Here is a 17,886-nt window from a genome sequence, read left to right as displayed (position 1 = left end):
TGTGAAATACTAAATCAAAAACTGTGCGTAAAATACAAATACAAGTTAAGTAAGTATTATGCTCTTGTTTCTACCTTCCTGTCTTTGCTTCGCTCGACATCTCTCCCTAAGTTTAGGGAGAGAATTATAAATAAAACTCATAAAAGCTCCTCCCTTGAACACAGGGGAGGCCGGGTAGGGTGAACTATCTGCTTTGTGAATTTTATTCTTCCTTCCGCTTTGTACCCGGAATATTCGGAAAAAACTAAGAGCTTATTGGCAACACGCCCCTACTGCCCCTCATCTGCTTCTTCTTTCAGCTCATCCTCCTTTTTACCATGACCGAGGTGGATATTCGGCTTTTCCTGTGTGCCGGTGATGGTCATCGGAATACCGAATATGCCAAATGGTGGTAAGCCGAGCCTGAATTGGAGGTTCAGGTTTCCGTTAAAGTCTACCTGGCCCTCAAATCTTGGTCTGAAACCGGCTATACGCATTTTTGTACGCTGGATAGTGATGATATTGTTAGCGATGGTGGTTTTGATATCTACTTTAGATACATCGGATGGTTTAGCCAGACTATCGTGCCCGGTCTCCTTACCTACAGCCCCAAATAATTTGAAGCCTTTTACTTTGATCTTCTTTAAGGTCAGCACCCCGCCGCCTTTTAACGATGGGTAGATGGGCTTCATATTACTGTTCAGTTTACCACTCAGTTGGTAGTCTAGCCCGACAACTCCTTCTGCGCTTTTAGCCGAAGAGGCCATATCATGAAACAGTTTGATCTGATTATAAGCCTTCCTGATGTCGAACTCCTGGGCGTTAATATGGTAATCAAAATAAGCTTTCTGCGGATTCACGCTGCCATAGGTAGCATCCATCACTACAGGTGCGCCAATGATGTTGAAGCCGGCCTGTTTTAATTGTATCTGTCCTTTGTTGATGATCATCTGCCCCTTCACGTCGTTAATATCCATGCCGCTGTATTTCACCTTCTTTACATCTGCGGTAAAATTCAAATTCAGATTCGTTGGTACAAGGATGACGCCTGAGGCAGAGCCCTTAGCAGTGGCGGTTGCAGTAGCGGTTGTTGAAGGAGCAGGTCCATCTGCAAAAGCCATAAAATCATCTGCTACAATCAAACCGCTTTTGAGGTTAAAGTTGCCCTGTAAGGCTGAGTTAGGTTTCATTGCATAATCGATCACATTGGATAATGCGCCATCCATTACAATAACCGACTGGCCATAATTGGCTGTAAAGGCATCAAAATTCATTTTATCCTGCTTAAAGCTGAATAGGCCACTTTTGATAATAAACGGTTTCGGGAACAGGTCGGAAGTTAAGGCCAGATCTTTCACCTTCATCGTGCCTGAATTAAATAGCTGGTCGTATCTTCCGGCGGTAGCGTCGCTTTGCTTACCTCTCAGGGTAAAGTTGGTAGTGATGAGCCCGTTTACATTATAACCCTTCAGGGCAAATACCTTGTAAATTTTGCCAATATCCAGTGTGCCGTGCGAACTGATATTGTATTGCAGGTCGGCAAAGTTTTTCAGGTCAGCTTTTACCATGAACGGCTGCCCTTCAAACTTCAATGATACCGGTTTAATAAACACCTTCATGCCATTCAATGTGCCTGTTGTATTGATGATATTGGCGCTGATCTGCAAATCTTCTATTGGGTGAGGGTAATATTTGGTTTGCACATAGCCGTTGCTCAGGTTGATAGAGGCTTTGGTAACCGGGTATATTTTCCGTTCCGGAATGTAGCGGCCTTTGGTATTCACGTCGATGCTCAGGTCGCCGCGCACATCGGCGCTATCAATAGGGTACAATTGTTTCAGATCAGCCAAATGAAACTTAGATTGAATCGAGCCATCCATCGCCAGGCCGTCAGCATTACTCAGTTTAAAATAGCCTTTAATAAAATTGCTCAATGCCGAGGCATTCAGGTTAGTGAGTGCCATGGTAGCGTGCTTAATATTGTTGTCCGGGCAGCTGGCATCCAGATTGAACCCGATATTGCTTATGGCCCCTGTCATCTTCGCATATTTTACATAGCCATTTTTGAACGACGACTTCAAACTAAATTTCGGGATGCTGGTCACCACCGTATCCACATGTCTTAAACCCCGTTTTTGCAATCCGGTAGAATAAATGCCATCCGCCAGTAAATGAAGCGCGTAACGGCCTTTCAAGTCGACGGTCCTTACACCAAACGCCTTGTTCCATTTCTCCAGGTCGATCTCTGTATTTATACGTGCAAATATCTTAGGGGCCTGCAAGCCATTGATGGTCAACTTCGAATCAAAATGGTCCTGGTCTATCCTGAAATGCAGCGAATCAATACTGAATGAAAGTTTGTTTGGGTCGAGGTTAGGAACCTTGGCGTTCATATCCAGGTATAGGTCGCGCACCGGTGAAGGTGTTTTGTTGCTCGAGATATAGCCATTCTTTGCCTTCATGCTAAAGGTAAAATCGGGATGAATGTTTTTTTCGGCGATATATTGCCCAGTAAGCGCAACCTGTATTACGCCGGTTCCGTTCACATCCAGGTTATCCACCCACTTGTTATACCCAGGTGGAAGCGCCGTGAAAATGTCGCTCAGGTCGCTTTGGTGCGATGTGAACCTGAAATCCATATCATATCCGTCCTTTAAAAAGGCAAAGCGCCCTTTGAACTGCACCGGTAGTTTGTTGATCTTTAAATCATTCTTTTGAAACTCGAAGGCCAATGATTTAGTGTTGATGCTCGTGACCAGATCAGCATTGATCACTTTATTACTGACATACGTTTGATTATCATAAATAAAATCCGTCGACCCTACTTCTAAATGCGATGAGAGGTCAAATATGTTCTTGGTGAAGTCGCCGCTTCCTTTGTAATTAAAGTCGCGGGCGTCTATCAGTGTCGGTATGGAAAGGTCATCGTATACCAGGTGGCTCTTTTCAATAATGATCTGTTCTATGCCGAGGGAAGCGCTGGCTGTATCCGCCTTCGATTTATCGGTTTGTGCCGGCGCTTTATAAACCAGGTAATTAGCCTTGCCCGAACTATCCACCTCAATATTTATAAAGGCATTGCTCAGGTATATTTTGCTGATCTGGATTTTGGTTTTCAACAATGAAGTAAGATCGAGTGCGAAGGAAATGTCCTTTGCCGAAACCAGCGTGTCCTGCTGAAACGGCGCACTGCCTTTTAGCGAAAAATCCTCCAGAGTAAGCGTCAGTTCAGGAAAGCGTTTGAAGAAGGAAAGGCTCGTCCCGGAGAATTCCACCTTGCCATTCAGGCTCTGATTGGCCAGTTGTTTTATCTTATTGGTGATGGTTGTCGGGAAAAGTAGTGGCAGTAAAAACATCAGCAGTAAAATACTCCCGATGACAATCCCGCTTATTTTCAGTGTTTTAAATAGGATCTTCTTAAGTGGCGTCGTCATAAATCAATTGCAGATCAAAGGTGTATGAAGATAAAAATAAATAGAACGTGTTGTATGTTAAATTATTGGGGGATGTCCTCCACGACATTGCGATCGTAGTGTGGCAATCGCATGCTGCACAGAACGGCCAAGCATCTTCGCCCTGTACAGTTCGCGATTGCTTCTTCACCGCGCTGGCCGTTCGTCGTAATGACATGGGGCTTTAAAATCCCAAAATGAAATGAATGGCTTCAGCTTAATATTAAAGTAATCTTAATAATACTGACGTTTTAGTCAGTATATTGCGGAGTTATAATTTCCTAAGTTATGAGTACCCCTGAATTTCTGAAGCAGCATATCCGGAATATGTTATGCCCCCTCCATGATGTCCATCCAATTGTTGAAGAAGACTGGGATGGAATTAAAATCGCCTGTTGTTGTAAAGAGTTTGAGAAGGACTGCCTGAAAGAAGCAGAAAAGCTGTTTCAGCAGAATCAATGAGATTAAGTGCTTTTCTTGAAGAATACTTTTGCGTATGGATCAAAATAAACTATACTGCATCTGCCCGTTTTCAATGGTAACAGGTTTTTGTTCAGCTAATGGAAGTCCGCTGATATGATAGACAGCAGATTCCTCATACCGCGATGCGACGATGATCTCTGTCCCATTGGCATGCTGACTGAATAGCTCATGAACCAATTCGGGGCGGTTATTATCCCGCGAAAGATGCGACAGCAGCAAATGGCTCAGGTGTGGAGAGCGGTGATTGATGAATATCTCCAGCGCCTGGGTGTTGGATAGGTGGCCCAACCCACCTCGTATCCGCCGTTTCAGGTGATAAGGGTACCTGCCTTTTTCAAGCATTTCCTCATCGTAATTGGCTTCCAGAAAGGCTGCATGGCACTGACTGAAATGTTTCTTGACATGCTCACAAGCGGCACCAATGTCGGTAAGCACACCCACCTTTACGTCATTATATTCCACCATAAAACTATGTGCATGGGCAGCATCATGAAATTTAGGGAAGGCCAGCACAGCAATATCGCCGATCATCACGGGTTCGTGTGCGGAAAATGGTATGGGCAGATGATGCGCCAGGTGCAGTCCGCTGCTTTGCAGGGTGGCGGGTGTAATATAAACGGGAAGGTCGTATTTTTTGGATAAAACGGTAATTCCGCTGATATGGTCGCTATGTTCGTGCGATACAAAAATGGCCCGCACTTTTTTCATGGATAGTCCGAGCCGCAGCATCCTCCGTTCGGTTTCACGGCAGGAGATGCCAGCATCGATCAACACCGCATCCCGCTCGTTGCCGATGTAATAGCAGTTGCCGTTGCTGCCCGAATTGAGTGATGCGATAAACAAAGCCATTGGATTTACAAATTAACCGGATTTGTGCGGTATTTTATAAAATTATTTTTGTCACAGAGTGTACGGTATACACATATCTGGTTGGTTATGAGTAATTTATATTAAAAAAGAAGAAACTTTTTTAATTGTAGCTTGTTGCTTTTGTATTAACCACAACTACTTTGATCCGGGTACTTAGTATTCGGATAATATCCGGACCAGGTACAAAGATTTATGCCATGAAAACATCAATTAAATTAATGGCCCTGTTTATGCTGCTGAGCACGGGCGCTTTCGCATCAATCCATGTCAGATCTTATCACCAAGCCAGGCGCAACACCGGCCAGGTGAGTCTTATCCCACTAAAACACAGTCGGGGCTTTGCCTTAATGGTAGATAAGAATATGCCCGGAAGTTCGATGGTCATGATTTCTGACATTAATGGGGACGTATTTTTTAAACAGAGATTGCAGAATGGTATGCTCAATGAAACCAAGTATCTGACTACCCAATTGGATGATGGCCAGTATACCGTTGAGGTTTATTCTAAGGATCATGATGTAAAAACCAGATTCTACATCTACAATAACGGTTCAAGACGGATTGAAGATATTAATTAATGCGCTATGATCCGCTACCTGTTGAGCACCGTCAAAAGATGGTGCTTTTTTGTGCCTTGAGCCGGCAATTGCCCCTCAAATCATCGACGAACAGAACAATCCGCTCTACCAGTGCCTGAAATTTCGCTATAAGCGCTGTATTTGCCTAATTATTAGTCATTTATATGTCATCCTCTGCTTAAAGCGCCTGTTGGTCTATGCATTTAGGGCGATGGTCTAATACATTTTTTTAGTGCCTGAAGATGTTGTTGTTTTGGTCATTCAATTAACAGAACATATTGGGGGTTACAATAAAAAAATAAAAAGATCATGAAAAAGTCAATCGCATTAGGAGCACTATTAGTAGTATTAGGTACAAGCGTTTTCGCCGCAACACCAAAAACAGGCGGAGATAAGAAAGCAGAAGAATTGTCATTCGTTCAACTGAATAAAGACAATGGTTTCGGTGTAAGAGTGGATAAAGAAGAAGCCGGAAAATCATTTATTATGATCTACGATGCTGATCACAACTTAATTTACAAAGACATGGTATCAAAAGAAGCCACTGCCGAAAAAGGATATGTGATCACCAGTCTTGAAGCTGGCGATTATACCGTTGAGGCATTTTCTAAAGGCCAATCAGTTACCAAACACATGCACGTTTACGAAGACGGGGTTTCAAAATCATACTTCTTCTATCAATAATTTAAATTAGGGTTTAGTTTAGGTTTACAGTGAGGCATCATCCAGTTAGGGTGGTGCTTTTTTTATTTGAAAAAAGGTTGAGCTGTTTTTATCTTTAGCAATGGATTTACAACAAACCTTACCCGCACTGGATGATACAGAGCTGCGTGTTCTCGGTTCGCTAATGGAGAAAAGCCGCACTACGCCCGATTATTACCCCATGACCGTTAATAGCCTGATAGCAGCGTGTAATCAAAAAACATCGCGCAACCCGGTCGTTCAGTATACTGAAGAAACAGTGGTCTTGGCGCTTAATACGCTGAAAAGACGCGGCCTGGTGTCTACCGCAACCGGCGGTACTGACCGTGTGGTAAAGTACAAACACAATTTCGCCATTGTTTACCCGGTGATACCATCGCAGGTGGCTATTATTTGTCTGCTGATACTACGCGGGGCTCAAACCCCTGGTGAGCTGAACACCAACTCAGGCAGGCTATATGAATTTGAATCGATCGAGGAAGTACAGGACCTACTCACTGAACTTTCATCCGGAGAGCATCCTTTTATAAAACAATTACCACGACGCCCGGGACAAAAGGAGCAACGCTATGTACACCTGCTTGGCGGCTCAACCGATTGGAGTGATGAAAGTGCTTTTGAGGAATCGCCGAGAGCATCATCCGGTGGCGGATTAGAAGCCCGTGTTGCAAAACTGGAGCAGGAGCTTGCCGAGTTAAGAGAGGCTTTTGATAAGCTGATGAAGGAGTGGAGTTAGATCTGAAAACTTAAGTTATAGCAAATTTATTTGTGGGCTGTGTCATACTGAGGCTCTCGAAGTATGCGGGCAAACGGCTTTACGCACTGCACTTTGAGTACCTCAGTGTGACACCCTCTCAGAGAAGAAATTTTTCCGTGCTTTCCCGGGTAGATTCGGAAGGAAAAAAAATAAAAAGATTGTCATTGCGATGAACGGCCTGAGTGGTGAAGAAGCAATCGCGAACTTTACAGGGCGAAAATGCATAGCCGCCCCCTATAGCATGCGATTGCCACGCTACGCTCGCAATGACATTTATTTTAAGCGATTAATAATTTCTTCTGCACGCAATTTTTCCTGGACACCACTTGCCATATCTTTAAATGCTAACAATCCGCTTTGCATTTCTTCGCTGCCGATCAGGATGGTATAAGGGATCTGCTTGTTGTTGGCATACTCCATCTGCTTTTTGATCTTGGCACCTGCGGGGTACAATTCAGCAGAAACATCCTTCTCCCTCAGTTGCTGCAATAGCGGCAAGGCATACCGTTCGCCTTCCTTATCAAAGCAACAAATAAGCACCTGAGTACCCTGGCTTGCGGCTCCCGGGAACAAGTTCAGCTCTTCCATTACATCATAAATGCGGTCGGCGCCAAAGGATATACCTACACCTGTTAAGCCTTTCAAACCAAACATACCTGTCAGGTCATCATATCTTCCACCACCGCCAATGCTGCCCATTGCAACCTCGTTGGTCTTTACTTCGAAGATCGCTCCGGTGTAATAATTCAACCCTCGTGCAAGGGTGATGTCGAGTTCCAGTTTGGCAGTTTTGAGTTTGAAGTCGGCAATGTAATCTAATACAGTCTGTATTTCGTCGCAGCCTTTCAAGCCTGTCTCCGATTTTGCAAGGGTATCGCGCAAGCTGGCTAATTTGGCCTCATTTGTGCCTTGCAGCAGTATTACCGGCTTTATTTTTTCAATATCTGCTTGCGTAAATCCTCTCTCCAGCAGCTCTTTAGTTACACCATCAAGCCCAATTTTATCGAGCTTATCTATCGCAACTGTTAAATCTATTATATGATCGCTTTTATCTATAATTTCTGCTATTCCAGATAGAATTTTTCTATTATTTATTTTTATGGCGAAATCTTTCAACCCTAATTTGCCTAAAGCTTCGTCGTAGATCATCACAAATTCAGCTTCATTCAGCAATGAATCGGAACCTACGACATCCGCATCGCACTGGTAAAACTCACGGTAACGGCCACGCTGCGGTCTGTCCGCACGCCAAACAGGCTGCACCTGGAAACGTTTAAACGGGAAGGTGATCTCGTTCTGGTGCATCACCACGTAACGGGCAAAAGGCACGGTGAGGTCGTAGCGAAGGGCTTTTTCTGTCTCTACGAGATTTCTTATTTGCGCGTTTAACTCAATAACTTCTGGTTTCTCCTGCGCTTTTTTCGTCGCCTCTGCCAGCTCGTCGCTATTGGAGTAACCCTGATCAATATGTTTATGGATTTCTGCTATTAGTGCAAGTACTCGTCGTTGATCAATAAAATTTCCACTATTTAGTATCTTAAATATCAACTTATCCCCTTCATCCCCATATTTACCCATCAGCGTGCTCAAATTCTCCATAGCAGGCGTTTCTATCTGCTGATAGCCATATTTGCGGAATACGCTTTTAATGGTATCAAAAATATGGTTACGCTTAGCCATTTCGGCCGGAGAGAAGTCACGGGTGCCTTTGGGTACAGATGGTTTGATGGATGCCATTCGGCAAAAGTACATATTTGCAATAAATCAATCATGTATCATACTCATGTAAATCCTTTAATCTGTGAAATCAGGGTTCAGACAAATGCTATAAATTTGGAACATGCACATTATAGCCCAAACGCCACGTTTTGTTATTCGTGATTTTAAGCCCGAAGAAGAAGCTACCTATCTCGCACTTTTTGACGACCCGAGAGTAACCCTGCATCTGCCTAAAAGAAGCCGCAAGGAGCAGATTGAAATATTCAGAAAGGCGATTGAAGGGTACGGGCAAAATGCAAGCCTGGGCCGCTGGGGGATATTCAACAATGTTGATGGCGATTTTATCGGCATGTGCCTGCTGAGGAACTATTACGAGGAAAAAGGGAGAATAGAACTCGGCTATTCACTGCGCCATAATTATTGGGGCAAAGGTATTGCCAGCGAGATGGCTATTATTATGGTGAGCTATGCATTGACGCATACTGACGCGAAAGAAATTGTAGGGGTAACCACACTGGGTAATACCGGTTCTCAAAAAGTACTGGAAAAGGCCGGACTGATACGGATGGCTGATTTTTACAGGGACGGGGAAGAACTGGCTTTCTTCAGCATGATGGTCAACAAATAAGGGGGATAAATCCCCCTCTTCATCAAAAAACAAAAACAACTCACATCTTGGTTGTATCTTTTGACATTTTGCCCTTCTTCATCTTATCCATTTTCTTATCCATCTTGTGGTCCATCTTGCCCATTTTCTTGTCCATTTTATGATCCATTTTGGCCATCTTACCTGTATCAACTGGTAAGCCCTTAACTGATGCCTGAGCGCTGATGGTAAAGCAAGCCGCAACTGCCGCAGCCATAACTAATTTCGAAATTGCTTTCATACTGTTGTTTTTAGTTTTAATAATGGTTTCTAATACTTTTACCCATTAGTCGGGCACTAAAAACAAACCTTACAGGGAATTTTAATTTTTATCCAGTTCATTCTCAATCCTGTCCTGCAGGTCCTTTTTAAAGGTATCGTCCAGGTGCTTTTCAGAATTTGCCGAGTCACTAAACAGCCGGCGTACCATTTGGCTGATCTTAATAGTTTGCTTTTGGTAAGTGCGGCATATTCCGCATCCAAACAGGTGTATCTTTAATTCGATCTTTTCGCGCAGGGTGATACGACCAATCAGTTTCTTCTCGATCAAAAAGGTAGCCTTATGGCAATTGTTTTGAATTTTCTTTAAGGTTTCCATAGTCAGATCCAGTTTTTTTGAAGGCATGCCCTCAGGTTAAGTTTTGCGCGATGGATAATTACCCAGAAATTCGACGGGGTTACTTTTAGTTCAGAACAGATCACATCCGTCGTTTCGTCGTCCATGTGCTTCATCGTAAAAACAGACAGCCACAACGCAGGTAGTTTTTGCATACATTTTTGCAGGATGCTGTTGAATTCCTTATTCACAACCGGGTCGTGATCATCAATGCCAAATGACTGGGGTGCACGCTCCAGGTTCCAATGGCCATATTCGGGTTCAAAAAAGTCAGATTGCTCCTGCTCTGCCTGTTGCACATCGACATTTATAGCCAGGCCCGATGATTTTTTTCGGTAAAGATCGATAATCTTATATTTCAATATCGCAGTAAGCCAGGTGCGTTCGGCGCTTTTCCCTTCAAATTTAGCCACCTTTTGTAGTGCGGCTAAGAAGGTTTCCTGCACCAGGTCTTTAGCTTGCTCCTCGTCATTTATGCGGGCAATTGCATAGGTAAACAGGTAATCGGCGTGTGCTGCTACCCAGTGCCGGGGTTCAAGCTGGTGTATTTTGGTTGTCATTAATGCTGATGGTTATTACAGGTTAGTCGTGCGTCTGTTTATATCCTTACAATTGTCCGGCAGAAATTTTTGTGTCGGGTATGTGTAAAAAACTTTAAATTTATTGTAAGGAACCAAATCACATGCCGACTAACTGCGTAAATGAGATATCAGTCTAATTTAAAAACAAAAAAATGAGATCTTTCAGAATATTTATCGCATTGATCTGTCTCGGGTTGACAGGGTTATTAACGGAAGCATTTATCGCCATAACAAACAAGGATATCAATAGACCTGAAGCTACGGGAAAGGGTTTTGCTGTAGTTGAGCTCTTTACTTCCGAAGGCTGTTCAAGTTGCCCCCCTGCCGATGCCCTGGTAGCCAAGGTGCAAAAAGAAAGCGCTGATAAGCCGGTTTACATTTTAGCATTCCATGTAGATTACTGGAACCGTTTGGGTTGGAAGGATATTTTTAGCAACCATGATTATTCCAGCCGTCAATACCAATACAGCAGGTGGCTGAAATCAGAGGTGTATACGCCGCAGGTTATTGTAAACGGACGGACGGAATCTTTAGGGTCGGATGAAAAGAGTTTACGCAATGCTATAGCCTCGGGATTAGAAAAATCTGCAAAAACAGAGCTCAGCTTTAATAATGTTAAAGTTGAAGGTGATAAAGCCACTATACAATACCACACTAATGGAGCGAACAACAATTCCGCATTATTGATTGCCCTGATAGAAAAAAATGCGGTCAGCAAAGTTAAGGGCGGCGAGAACGGCGGGCGTACTTTGGCGCATGTTCAAATAGTAACCCTACTAAAAAGCGTTTCATTAAAAAACAATGGAATTGGTACCGAAACTATAGCTTTGCCTCATGGTTTTGATCCGCAGAAATTTGAGTTAATCGGATTTGTACAATATACATCGAATGGGGAGATTACAGGAGCAACGAAAGCGCAGTTCCCTTCCAATGTTAGTGCTAAACTCTAAATAAATTATGAAAGTCATCAAAGAAAAGCACCCTTTGGTAATGCGATGGACCCACTGGGTCAACTTCCCGATACTGGCCATAATGATATGGAGCGGTATGCTGATCTACTGGGCAAATGACGAGTACAGCATCACCCTGTTTGGGCATACCTATGTGCGTTTCTTCCCGGATTGGTATTACCAATGGCTGCACATACCACAGCGACTAGCTGAGGGAATGGCCTTTCATTTCCTGTTTATGTGGTTTTTTGCGCTGAACGGATTTTTCTATGTGCTATACACCATTATCTCGGGCGAGTGGAGGCAATTGGTGCCCAACCGGCACTCATTTAAAGAAGCATGGCTGGTATTGCTGCACGATCTTCATATCCGCAAAACCGCACCACCACAGGATAAATATAATGCGGCTCAACGCATTGCGTATACGGCTATTATCATCATGGGCGTTGGTTCACTAATTACAGGGCTGGCGATTTATAAACCTGTGCAATTCAACTGGTTGTGTTGGCTGTGCGGGGGCTATCATTTAGCCCGTATATGGCATTTTGTGCTTACCATTGGTTATGTTTTATTTTTCCTGGTGCATGTTGTACAGGTAATCCTGGCTGGGTGGAACAATTTCCGGTCGGTTATTTCCGGTTTTGAAGTGGTGAATGAGCAACCTCAACCTGTTGTAGAAAATAATAGCAATGAAGATGAAAAAGTCTAAGACAGAATTGACCACAGAGCAAAAGATAAAGCGCAGAAATTTCATCTCGTTTACCATTTTTGGCGCCTATGCCGCGGCCGCTTATGGCGGATGGCGCTGGCTGTATAAATCACCTGATGAAACGCCCGGCATTACAGCCGGAGCCCATCAGCCTTTAAGGAAGGCATTAAATAAAACTGAGCTGTTTTTCAGGCGGCTGACGTTTAATGAAAATCACCTGGTAAAAACCTATCCGCGTGAAATGGCAGCTAAAAAGATACGTCATAACAGTGATATTGGCTCTGAAGGGAAACTGCCGCCTGAAAACTGGAAATTACAGGTAAAAAAGGCTAACGGCGAAACGTTGCAGATCACCCTGGATGAGTTGATGAAATTGCCCAAAACAGAGATCACCTACGATTTTAAATGCGTGGAAGGCTGGGACCAGATATCGCATTGGGAAGGAGTGAGTTTTCGCGATTTTATGAAACATTACCAGCTCGATGCGGAAGCGAATATGGGCTATGTGGGTCTTGAAACTCCCGACAAGCAATACTATGTCGGTATTGATATGCCGAGCGCCATTCACCCGCAAACTTTGCTCGCATACCAAATGAACGATGAGTTATTGAATGGCAACCACGGACAACCGCTCCGGCTAATCATCCCGGTGAAATATGGCATCAAAAACTTAAAACGCATTGGTACTATCACCTTCAGTAATTCCCGCCCGCGCGATTACTGGGCCGAACAGGGGTATGATTATTATTCGGGGTTGTAGGTTGCATTGAAAATTTTAAAGTGGAATGGGAAGTGTGATTCCCTTCTAGGGGAAGGGAAGGTAGGGGCTAATGAATTTACCAGACGTAGAAACCCCTCCCTGCCACTTCACGATTCAGCCGCACCCCATTCCAAGCAGGGAATTTATTTCAAACAGAATTCGCATTTTGCATTAAATTTCTTTGCAAAATGTCAATCAACTTCACCATCCGTCCTGTAACCCGCGAGGATTACTATCAATGGCTCCCGCTATGGGAAGGCTATAACTCCTTTTATGGCCGCTCCGGGCCAACCGCACTATCCGAAGAAATTACCAAAATAACCTGGGGCCGGTTTTTTGACGGTTATGAACCTGTTCATTGTTTAGTTGCGGAAAGTGAAGGGAAACTAATCGGTTTAACGCATTACATTTTTCACAGGACGACTATTGCTATTGGCCCCAATTGCTATTTGCAGGATTTATTTACAACAGAATCAGCACGTGGAAAGGGTGTCGCAAGAGCATTGATCACCGAAGTATACGAACAAGCCCGGTTAGCAGGCTCAAGCCGTGTATACTGGCAAACGCACGAAACAAACTCAACTGCGATGGCTCTTTACGACAAGGTTGCCGAGAAATCCGGCTTTGTGGTTTACCGCAAAAACATTTGATTTTTGGGGCGTTAACCCCACCGTTCAGCCAAAAATATTTCGCATCTTGCAGTAAATGCCTGCTGCAAAACTACCTTTGAGCAAACAGATAGCCTATGCCTGCGGAATGGTGGGCTGGAGTATCATGACTAACCTTATTATCGTGATGTTGCCCTATTTTTACCTGCCTCCTTCCAATGCCGGGCTTGTACCACTGGTTCCGCAACTGTTGCTTTTCGGGGTAGTGAATATCCTTTCTGTTATCGCAGCATCCGGGCGTTTTATTGACGCCGTATTCGACCCGCTTATTGCCTCGCTGAGCGATAAAAGCCAAAATCCTAAAGGACGGCGTATACCGTTTATGAAATGGGCCATTGTCCCTGCGATAATATTCTGTTGTCTCACTTTTTATCCGCTAGCGATGAAACAGAGCATTACAAATGCAGAATGGCTGACTATCACAATGACCTTATTTTTCATGAGCGTAACGGCATATGTTATCCCATACAATGCTTTACTGCCCGAATTAACTGACACTGCCGAAGAAAAAGTAAAGCTAGCCTCTTTCCAGCAGGCGGGTTTTGTATTGGGCATCATCATCGCAGCATCTGTAAATAATTATGCAGATGTAGTAGAGCATGTTTTCCATATAACTAACCGCGACCAATCCGTACAATACACCATCTGGGGTCTGGCTGGGTTAGCAGGTATAGTGATGTTGATACCAGTTTTAGCTATTGATGAGAAGAAATATTCTATCAGCAAGCCGTCGCATCTTCCAATCTTAACTGCGATCAGGAAGACGTTCAGTAATGACAACTTTAAATATTATCTTATTTCAGATTTTTCATTTTATATGTCGCTGAGTGTTATTTCAAGTGGCATGCTTTATTTTGTTACGGTTCTGCTCAATCTGCCCGAATCTATTGGTGGAGCGTTAATGGGTGCAATGGTGGTTCTGTCGTTGGTTTTTTATCCGCTTATCAATTACTTGTCAAGGCGTATAGGAAAAAAGCCTTTGGTCTTATTTGCATTCGCTTTGCAAAGCCTGATTTTTATTGCGATGTATTTTTTAGGGAGATTTCCAGCATCACCCTATTTGCAGGCCTATGCATTGGTACTTTGCACCTCGTTCCCACTGGCGGCGTTGGGCATTCTGCCAAATGCAATTTTGGCCGAAATAGCTCAAAACGATGCGAAGGAAACGGGCGAGAATCGCGAAGGGATGTTCTTTGCCGTCAAATACCTGTTTGTTAAGATGGGGCAAACATTTGGTATCGCAGCGTTTGCTTTTCTCACTATATATGGCAAAGACCCCGGGCATGACCAGGGGTTGCGTCTAAGCTGTGTTTGCGGATTTATATTATGCTTTACCGCATTTGTCTTCTTCAGCAGGTTTAGGGAGCAATAGATAAATCTTCAAATCTTATTACATACATAATGAAACAAAAAAAGAGAATTATTTTTCAAGCCGCACTTTATGCGCCGATCGCCTTTTTAATTACGAGCTGCAAAACTCCCATCGATAATAAAGTAGTAAATCCTGATACAGTTACACAAAAGATAGCTGTTAAAGATATGCACGACGACCTTTCTGTCCTTTGGTCGGCAATTAAAGAGCTGCATCCGGGATATGGCATTTATACTCCGCCAGACACATTGCAAAAAGTTTATAATAAAACTTATAACTCCATCAATGCTCCGCTTTCTGAGGCTGAATTTGTTGATCATGTTTATCCTTTCTTATGTCAACTCAGGTGCGGGCATACTCAAATAGAGCACTCTGCCGGCTATAAGGCTGTATCTGCTGCGCACTTGCCATTTGAAGTGCTGGTAAAACATCACAGAGCATGGATAACAACCAGCCAAACACCCGAGCTTGTTACAGGTGATGAAATAGTTAAGATAAATAATATTCCGGTTTCAGAAGTGATCAGCCACGGGTATGATTTGTATTGCGGCGACGGATATAATGAAACCTTTAAGGAGCTATTTTTGAGCGAGTATGATGGTTTTGAGGATGCCTGCAATAAATATTACCATTGGACCGGCCCTTATCAAATTACATTGCGCACAAAACAAGGCGAAGTAAAAGCGATCACTGCAAATCCGATAACCGGCAACTCTTCACAAACTCAAGCCGTCAAACAAATTGATAATTATGCTGATTGGACCGAAGCGAAAAATACCGGCCGTTTACCACTGCGTTTTCTGAATAATTCGTCTACAGCGTTATTTACAGTGAAGACATTTGAATACGGAGATACGCTTATTTATAAAGAAGCATTTAGGCAAATTCGCCACAAGGTGATAAAAAATCTGATAATTGACATCAGGCATAATACCGGCGGCGATATCCGGATTGCTATCCAATTATTATCATACCTGGCCGATGCCCCATACAATATCATAAATGATGCGAAATCGAGGATTCCCAATCCGGCACTGAATCATTTTGCAAAGTATTTTGATACGTCCCGAACAGGAGGCTTTAACCAGGGTTTTCAGGCGGGAAATAAGGAAGGAACATGGTATCATGTCGATACGAAGCCTGTTTTCGGAAAAGTATACGGGTCGTTGCCGCTTTCCAAAACAGACCACTTTGAAGGTAATCTATTCGTTTTGATCGATGGTGCTACTTTTTCGTCTGGAGCGCTTTTTACCTCAGCTCTTAAAGCGCAGCGCAGGAATGTAAAGTTCATTGGTCGTGAAACTGCCGGTGCAGAGGAAGGTTGCAACGGGATGACCATTCAAAAACTAACTTTACCCAATACAAAAATCGTTATCGATTTCCCATGGATGCGTGTAGTTTCTGCAGCAAAAAAATCAACTTTCGGGCGAGGTATTGTACCTGATAGCGAGGTTGACTATAGTCCTGAGGATATCATCAGCAAAAGAGATCGCGACCTGCAAAAAGCATTATCCCTGATTAAATAGAGGTCTTAAGTCTTTCTCAGTTTAATAATTTTCAAAGCATGCATTAGTTTGATGATCGGATACGATGGATCAAATTCAAACCAACGCTTGGCAAAGTTCGCATCATTTGGTTTCTTGTGATGATTATTCTGGAACAATTCTCCCATCATCAGGAAGTCAAACGGCAGGGTATTTTTGCTGTGGTCGTGATTGTTAAAATTAGAGTAACCGTATTTATGCCCGCACCAGTTAACTATTGCGCCGTGTATCGGCCCCATCAGATAATGTATAGGCAATAGCAGAACCATCCACCAATGTGTTGCATAAATTACATAGAATAAGGTATATAATACCCCGAATGAGATGCGGGTCAGCCAATGGTCGCCAATGTTATCTACAAAGCTCCATGTAGGATAGCGGTCGCGGAATTGCGGCTCGGGCTCCGTTTTATATCTTTGGTATTCGAGATAGATATTCTTGGTTTTCATCATCAAGCCAAACACATCTTTAATGAAATGCGGCGAATGCGGGTCTTTTTCTGTATCACTATAGGCGTGATGCATACGGTGCATAATGGCATATGCGCGGGGATTTAGAAATGAAGACCCCTGGAAAATAAAGGTGCAGAAGTAAAATGTTTTCTCCCAGAAGTGACCCATCTTAAACATTTTGTGCGATGCGTACCTGTGCTGAAAGAACGTCTGGAAAAAAAGCGACAGGAACCAGTGGCACAGAAAAAAAACTAAGATGATCATGATTTATTAGCTTGCGTAATTATTGGGCCTGCAAGTTTATGGATTAAATTTCGATAATTTTCAATAATCGGTAGTGTCTCAGCTTGAAATTTAATTTTCACTTGTAACCCCAACCCCATAACGTATTGCCGCTTCAAGTATATTAATGTTTATATCATTTAAATTTTTGAACTTAATGCAATAACCGGTCACGCTTGCCTTACCCAGTTCTTTTCCATACGTTCGGGCTAAATAGGTCTTATCCTTGATGCCGAGGATATAAACGGAGATTCCGGTTGTGTTTGCGCTCAACCCAATTTGAAAAAAGTCCCTGGTCTTTCCATCAGCATATTTTATGGTGTAAAATCCATAGCCTATGTTAGGGTTGCTAACCGTTTTATTTTCGCTGTTTTTGCCACTGTCAAACCATAATTTGCAATCCGGTAAAACTTGAAGTATGTGGTGGTGCAGCTCTTGCATATCACTTCGTTTTGGTTCAGGCTGGCCGGTAATATACTCTTCGATTTGCTCTTGTACGTTCATATGCAATATTGAATTATGGGTTGCTTACTTTGCCTTTTTAAATTTCGCTTTATTTTTAGTCATACGCTAATTTCAAACGAAAACCAACCTAATAATCAGGCGCAATAAAAAGAGCCCTATATTTTGGACTGAACCCCAAAAGTTGGACGAATTTAAAAATTAATTGTAATGATGAGCCCGATAATTTATCGGGCTCATCCCGTTTAAATTGAGTTTGATTCTTTCTCTATTGTAGTAGTCAATATATTCTTTTATGTCTTTT

The 17,886-nt window shown here is 43.1% G+C and carries 20 protein-coding genes; 11 read left to right on the top strand and 9 right to left on the bottom strand.

The window, feature by feature from the left end; genetic code table 11:
* Positions 1 to 269 precede the first annotated feature (269 nt).
* A complete protein-coding gene (locus tag Q3A68_RS10015) occupies positions 270 to 3,413 on the bottom strand; it encodes an AsmA family protein (protein WP_302900940.1) in 3,144 nt (1,047 codons plus the stop codon).
* A 306-nt stretch (positions 3,414 to 3,719) separates the two neighbouring features.
* Between Q3A68_RS10015 and Q3A68_RS10010 the strand changes: the two genes are divergently transcribed.
* On the top strand, positions 3,720 to 3,893 hold the full coding sequence (locus Q3A68_RS10010; RefSeq protein WP_302900939.1) for a hypothetical protein: 174 nt from the start codon (positions 3,720 to 3,722) through the stop codon (positions 3,891 to 3,893).
* 39 nt (positions 3,894 to 3,932) lie between these two features.
* On the opposite strand, the gene Q3A68_RS10005 is transcribed toward Q3A68_RS10010, so the two are convergent.
* Entirely contained in the window at positions 3,933 to 4,763 is an 831-nt protein-coding gene (locus tag Q3A68_RS10005) for an MBL fold metallo-hydrolase (protein ID WP_302900938.1), read from the bottom strand.
* Between the two features lie 218 nt (positions 4,764 to 4,981).
* Here Q3A68_RS10005 and Q3A68_RS10000 point away from each other — a divergent pair, with 218 nt between their 5' ends.
* The 3 genes from Q3A68_RS10000 to Q3A68_RS09990 all read left to right on the top strand — a co-directional run bounded on the left by Q3A68_RS10000 (position 4,982) and on the right by Q3A68_RS09990 (position 6,800).
* Positions 4,982 to 5,362, top strand: a complete 381-nt coding sequence (locus Q3A68_RS10000) for a hypothetical protein (protein WP_302900937.1) — start codon at positions 4,982 to 4,984, stop codon at positions 5,360 to 5,362.
* A 309-nt stretch (positions 5,363 to 5,671) separates the two neighbouring features.
* Positions 5,672 to 6,046 carry a hypothetical protein gene (locus Q3A68_RS09995; RefSeq protein WP_302900936.1) on the top strand — a complete coding sequence of 125 codons (375 nt, stop codon included), beginning with the start codon at positions 5,672 to 5,674 and terminating at the stop codon, positions 6,044 to 6,046.
* A gap of 100 nt (positions 6,047 to 6,146) precedes the next feature.
* Entirely contained in the window at positions 6,147 to 6,800 is a 654-nt protein-coding gene (locus Q3A68_RS09990) for a YceH family protein (protein ID WP_302900935.1), read from the top strand.
* A 294-nt stretch (positions 6,801 to 7,094) separates the two neighbouring features.
* On the opposite strand, the gene hisS is transcribed toward Q3A68_RS09990, so the two are convergent.
* Complete coding sequence (gene hisS, locus Q3A68_RS09985; RefSeq protein ID WP_302900934.1) at positions 7,095 to 8,558, bottom strand: histidine--tRNA ligase; 1,464 nt, start codon at positions 8,556 to 8,558, stop codon at positions 7,095 to 7,097.
* Between the two features lie 103 nt (positions 8,559 to 8,661).
* On the opposite strand from hisS, the gene Q3A68_RS09980 reads away from it, so the two are divergent.
* A complete protein-coding gene (locus Q3A68_RS09980) occupies positions 8,662 to 9,168 on the top strand; it encodes a GNAT family N-acetyltransferase (RefSeq protein ID WP_302900933.1) in 507 nt (168 codons plus the stop codon).
* Between the two features lie 40 nt (positions 9,169 to 9,208).
* On the opposite strand, the gene Q3A68_RS09975 is transcribed toward Q3A68_RS09980, so the two are convergent.
* The 3 genes from Q3A68_RS09975 to Q3A68_RS09965 all read right to left on the bottom strand — a co-directional run bounded on the left by Q3A68_RS09975 (position 9,209) and on the right by Q3A68_RS09965 (position 10,362).
* Positions 9,209 to 9,427 (bottom strand): hypothetical protein, encoded by a 219-nt coding sequence (locus tag Q3A68_RS09975; protein WP_302900932.1) that lies wholly within the window; start codon positions 9,425 to 9,427, stop codon positions 9,209 to 9,211.
* A gap of 81 nt (positions 9,428 to 9,508) precedes the next feature.
* Positions 9,509 to 9,811 carry a hypothetical protein gene (locus tag Q3A68_RS09970; protein ID WP_302900931.1) on the bottom strand — a complete coding sequence of 101 codons (303 nt, stop codon included), beginning with the start codon at positions 9,809 to 9,811 and terminating at the stop codon, positions 9,509 to 9,511.
* A complete protein-coding gene (locus Q3A68_RS09965; protein ID WP_302900930.1) occupies positions 9,787 to 10,362 on the bottom strand; it encodes a sigma-70 family RNA polymerase sigma factor in 576 nt (191 codons plus the stop codon). Before Q3A68_RS09965 ends, Q3A68_RS09970 begins: the two co-directional genes overlap by 25 nt.
* Positions 10,363 to 10,535: 173 nt before the next feature.
* On the opposite strand from Q3A68_RS09965, the gene Q3A68_RS09960 reads away from it, so the two are divergent.
* The 6 genes from Q3A68_RS09960 to Q3A68_RS09935 all read left to right on the top strand — a co-directional run bounded on the left by Q3A68_RS09960 (position 10,536) and on the right by Q3A68_RS09935 (position 16,368).
* Positions 10,536 to 11,333 carry a DUF1223 domain-containing protein gene (locus Q3A68_RS09960; RefSeq protein ID WP_302900929.1) on the top strand — a complete coding sequence of 266 codons (798 nt, stop codon included), beginning with the start codon at positions 10,536 to 10,538 and terminating at the stop codon, positions 11,331 to 11,333.
* A gap of 7 nt (positions 11,334 to 11,340) precedes the next feature.
* Positions 11,341 to 12,042, top strand: a complete 702-nt coding sequence (locus Q3A68_RS09955; RefSeq protein WP_302900928.1) for a cytochrome b/b6 domain-containing protein — start codon at positions 11,341 to 11,343, stop codon at positions 12,040 to 12,042.
* Entirely contained in the window at positions 12,029 to 12,802 is a 774-nt protein-coding gene (locus Q3A68_RS09950) for a molybdopterin-dependent oxidoreductase (protein ID WP_302900927.1), read from the top strand. The genes Q3A68_RS09955 and Q3A68_RS09950 overlap by 14 nt, the downstream gene beginning before the upstream one ends.
* Before the next feature lie 188 nt (positions 12,803 to 12,990).
* Positions 12,991 to 13,452, top strand: coding sequence for a GNAT family N-acetyltransferase (locus Q3A68_RS09945; RefSeq protein ID WP_302900926.1), 462 nt, complete (start codon positions 12,991 to 12,993; stop codon positions 13,450 to 13,452).
* A 76-nt stretch (positions 13,453 to 13,528) separates the two neighbouring features.
* A complete protein-coding gene (locus Q3A68_RS09940) occupies positions 13,529 to 14,842 on the top strand; it encodes an MFS transporter (protein WP_302900925.1) in 1,314 nt (437 codons plus the stop codon).
* 29 nt (positions 14,843 to 14,871) lie between these two features.
* Complete coding sequence (locus Q3A68_RS09935) at positions 14,872 to 16,368, top strand: S41 family peptidase (RefSeq protein ID WP_302900924.1); 1,497 nt, start codon at positions 14,872 to 14,874, stop codon at positions 16,366 to 16,368.
* Between the two features lie 5 nt (positions 16,369 to 16,373).
* Here Q3A68_RS09935 and Q3A68_RS09930 read toward each other — a convergent pair whose 3' ends face one another.
* The 3 genes from Q3A68_RS09930 to Q3A68_RS23160 form a co-directional block, all read right to left on the bottom strand.
* Positions 16,374 to 17,102, bottom strand: coding sequence for an acyl-CoA desaturase (locus Q3A68_RS09930; RefSeq protein ID WP_302900923.1), 729 nt, complete (start codon positions 17,100 to 17,102; stop codon positions 16,374 to 16,376).
* A gap of 90 nt (positions 17,103 to 17,192) precedes the next feature.
* Entirely contained in the window at positions 17,193 to 17,624 is a 432-nt protein-coding gene (locus Q3A68_RS09925) for a DUF1801 domain-containing protein (RefSeq protein WP_302900922.1), read from the bottom strand.
* Positions 17,625 to 17,783: 159 nt separating this feature from the next.
* Positions 17,784 to 17,879: an IS3 family transposase gene (locus tag Q3A68_RS23160; protein WP_368045668.1), complete on the bottom strand. Its 96-nt coding sequence runs from the start codon at positions 17,877 to 17,879 to the stop codon at positions 17,784 to 17,786.
* Positions 17,880 to 17,886: the final 7 nt, after the last annotated feature.

The organism is Mucilaginibacter tolerans, assembly GCF_030519375.1.
GTDB lineage: Bacteria > Bacteroidota > Bacteroidia > Sphingobacteriales > Sphingobacteriaceae > Mucilaginibacter.
The sequence above is the reverse complement of the archived record's forward strand: the minus strand, read 5'-3'. Positions and strand labels throughout refer to the sequence as shown.

What these genes read in the sequence shown, in the direction of transcription:
- Q3A68_RS10015 (WP_302900940.1), bottom strand. Translation starts at nt 3,413, where the DNA reads ATGACGACGCCACTTAAGAAGATCCTATTTAAAACACTGAAAATAAGC.
- Q3A68_RS10010 (WP_302900939.1), top strand. Translation starts at nt 3,720, where the DNA reads ATGAGTACCCCTGAATTTCTGAAGCAGCATATCCGGAATATGTTATGC.
- Q3A68_RS10005 (WP_302900938.1), bottom strand. Translation starts at nt 4,763, where the DNA reads ATGGCTTTGTTTATCGCATCACTCAATTCGGGCAGCAACGGCAACTGC.
- Q3A68_RS10000 (WP_302900937.1), top strand. Translation starts at nt 4,982, where the DNA reads ATGAAAACATCAATTAAATTAATGGCCCTGTTTATGCTGCTGAGCACG.
- Q3A68_RS09995 (WP_302900936.1), top strand. Translation starts at nt 5,672, where the DNA reads ATGAAAAAGTCAATCGCATTAGGAGCACTATTAGTAGTATTAGGTACA.
- Q3A68_RS09990 (WP_302900935.1), top strand. Translation starts at nt 6,147, where the DNA reads ATGGATTTACAACAAACCTTACCCGCACTGGATGATACAGAGCTGCGT.
- hisS (WP_302900934.1), bottom strand. Translation starts at nt 8,558, where the DNA reads ATGGCATCCATCAAACCATCTGTACCCAAAGGCACCCGTGACTTCTCT.
- Q3A68_RS09980 (WP_302900933.1), top strand. Translation starts at nt 8,662, where the DNA reads ATGCACATTATAGCCCAAACGCCACGTTTTGTTATTCGTGATTTTAAG.
- Q3A68_RS09975 (WP_302900932.1), bottom strand. Translation starts at nt 9,427, where the DNA reads ATGAAAGCAATTTCGAAATTAGTTATGGCTGCGGCAGTTGCGGCTTGC.
- Q3A68_RS09970 (WP_302900931.1), bottom strand. Translation starts at nt 9,811, where the DNA reads ATGCCTTCAAAAAAACTGGATCTGACTATGGAAACCTTAAAGAAAATT.
- Q3A68_RS09965 (WP_302900930.1), bottom strand. Translation starts at nt 10,362, where the DNA reads ATGACAACCAAAATACACCAGCTTGAACCCCGGCACTGGGTAGCAGCA.
- Q3A68_RS09960 (WP_302900929.1), top strand. Translation starts at nt 10,536, where the DNA reads ATGAGATCTTTCAGAATATTTATCGCATTGATCTGTCTCGGGTTGACA.
- Q3A68_RS09955 (WP_302900928.1), top strand. Translation starts at nt 11,341, where the DNA reads ATGAAAGTCATCAAAGAAAAGCACCCTTTGGTAATGCGATGGACCCAC.
- Q3A68_RS09950 (WP_302900927.1), top strand. Translation starts at nt 12,029, where the DNA reads ATGAAAAAGTCTAAGACAGAATTGACCACAGAGCAAAAGATAAAGCGC.
- Q3A68_RS09945 (WP_302900926.1), top strand. Translation starts at nt 12,991, where the DNA reads ATGTCAATCAACTTCACCATCCGTCCTGTAACCCGCGAGGATTACTAT.
- Q3A68_RS09935 (WP_302900924.1), top strand. Translation starts at nt 14,872, where the DNA reads ATGAAACAAAAAAAGAGAATTATTTTTCAAGCCGCACTTTATGCGCCG.
- Q3A68_RS09930 (WP_302900923.1), bottom strand. Translation starts at nt 17,102, where the DNA reads ATGATCATCTTAGTTTTTTTTCTGTGCCACTGGTTCCTGTCGCTTTTT.
- Q3A68_RS09925 (WP_302900922.1), bottom strand. Translation starts at nt 17,624, where the DNA reads ATGAACGTACAAGAGCAAATCGAAGAGTATATTACCGGCCAGCCTGAA.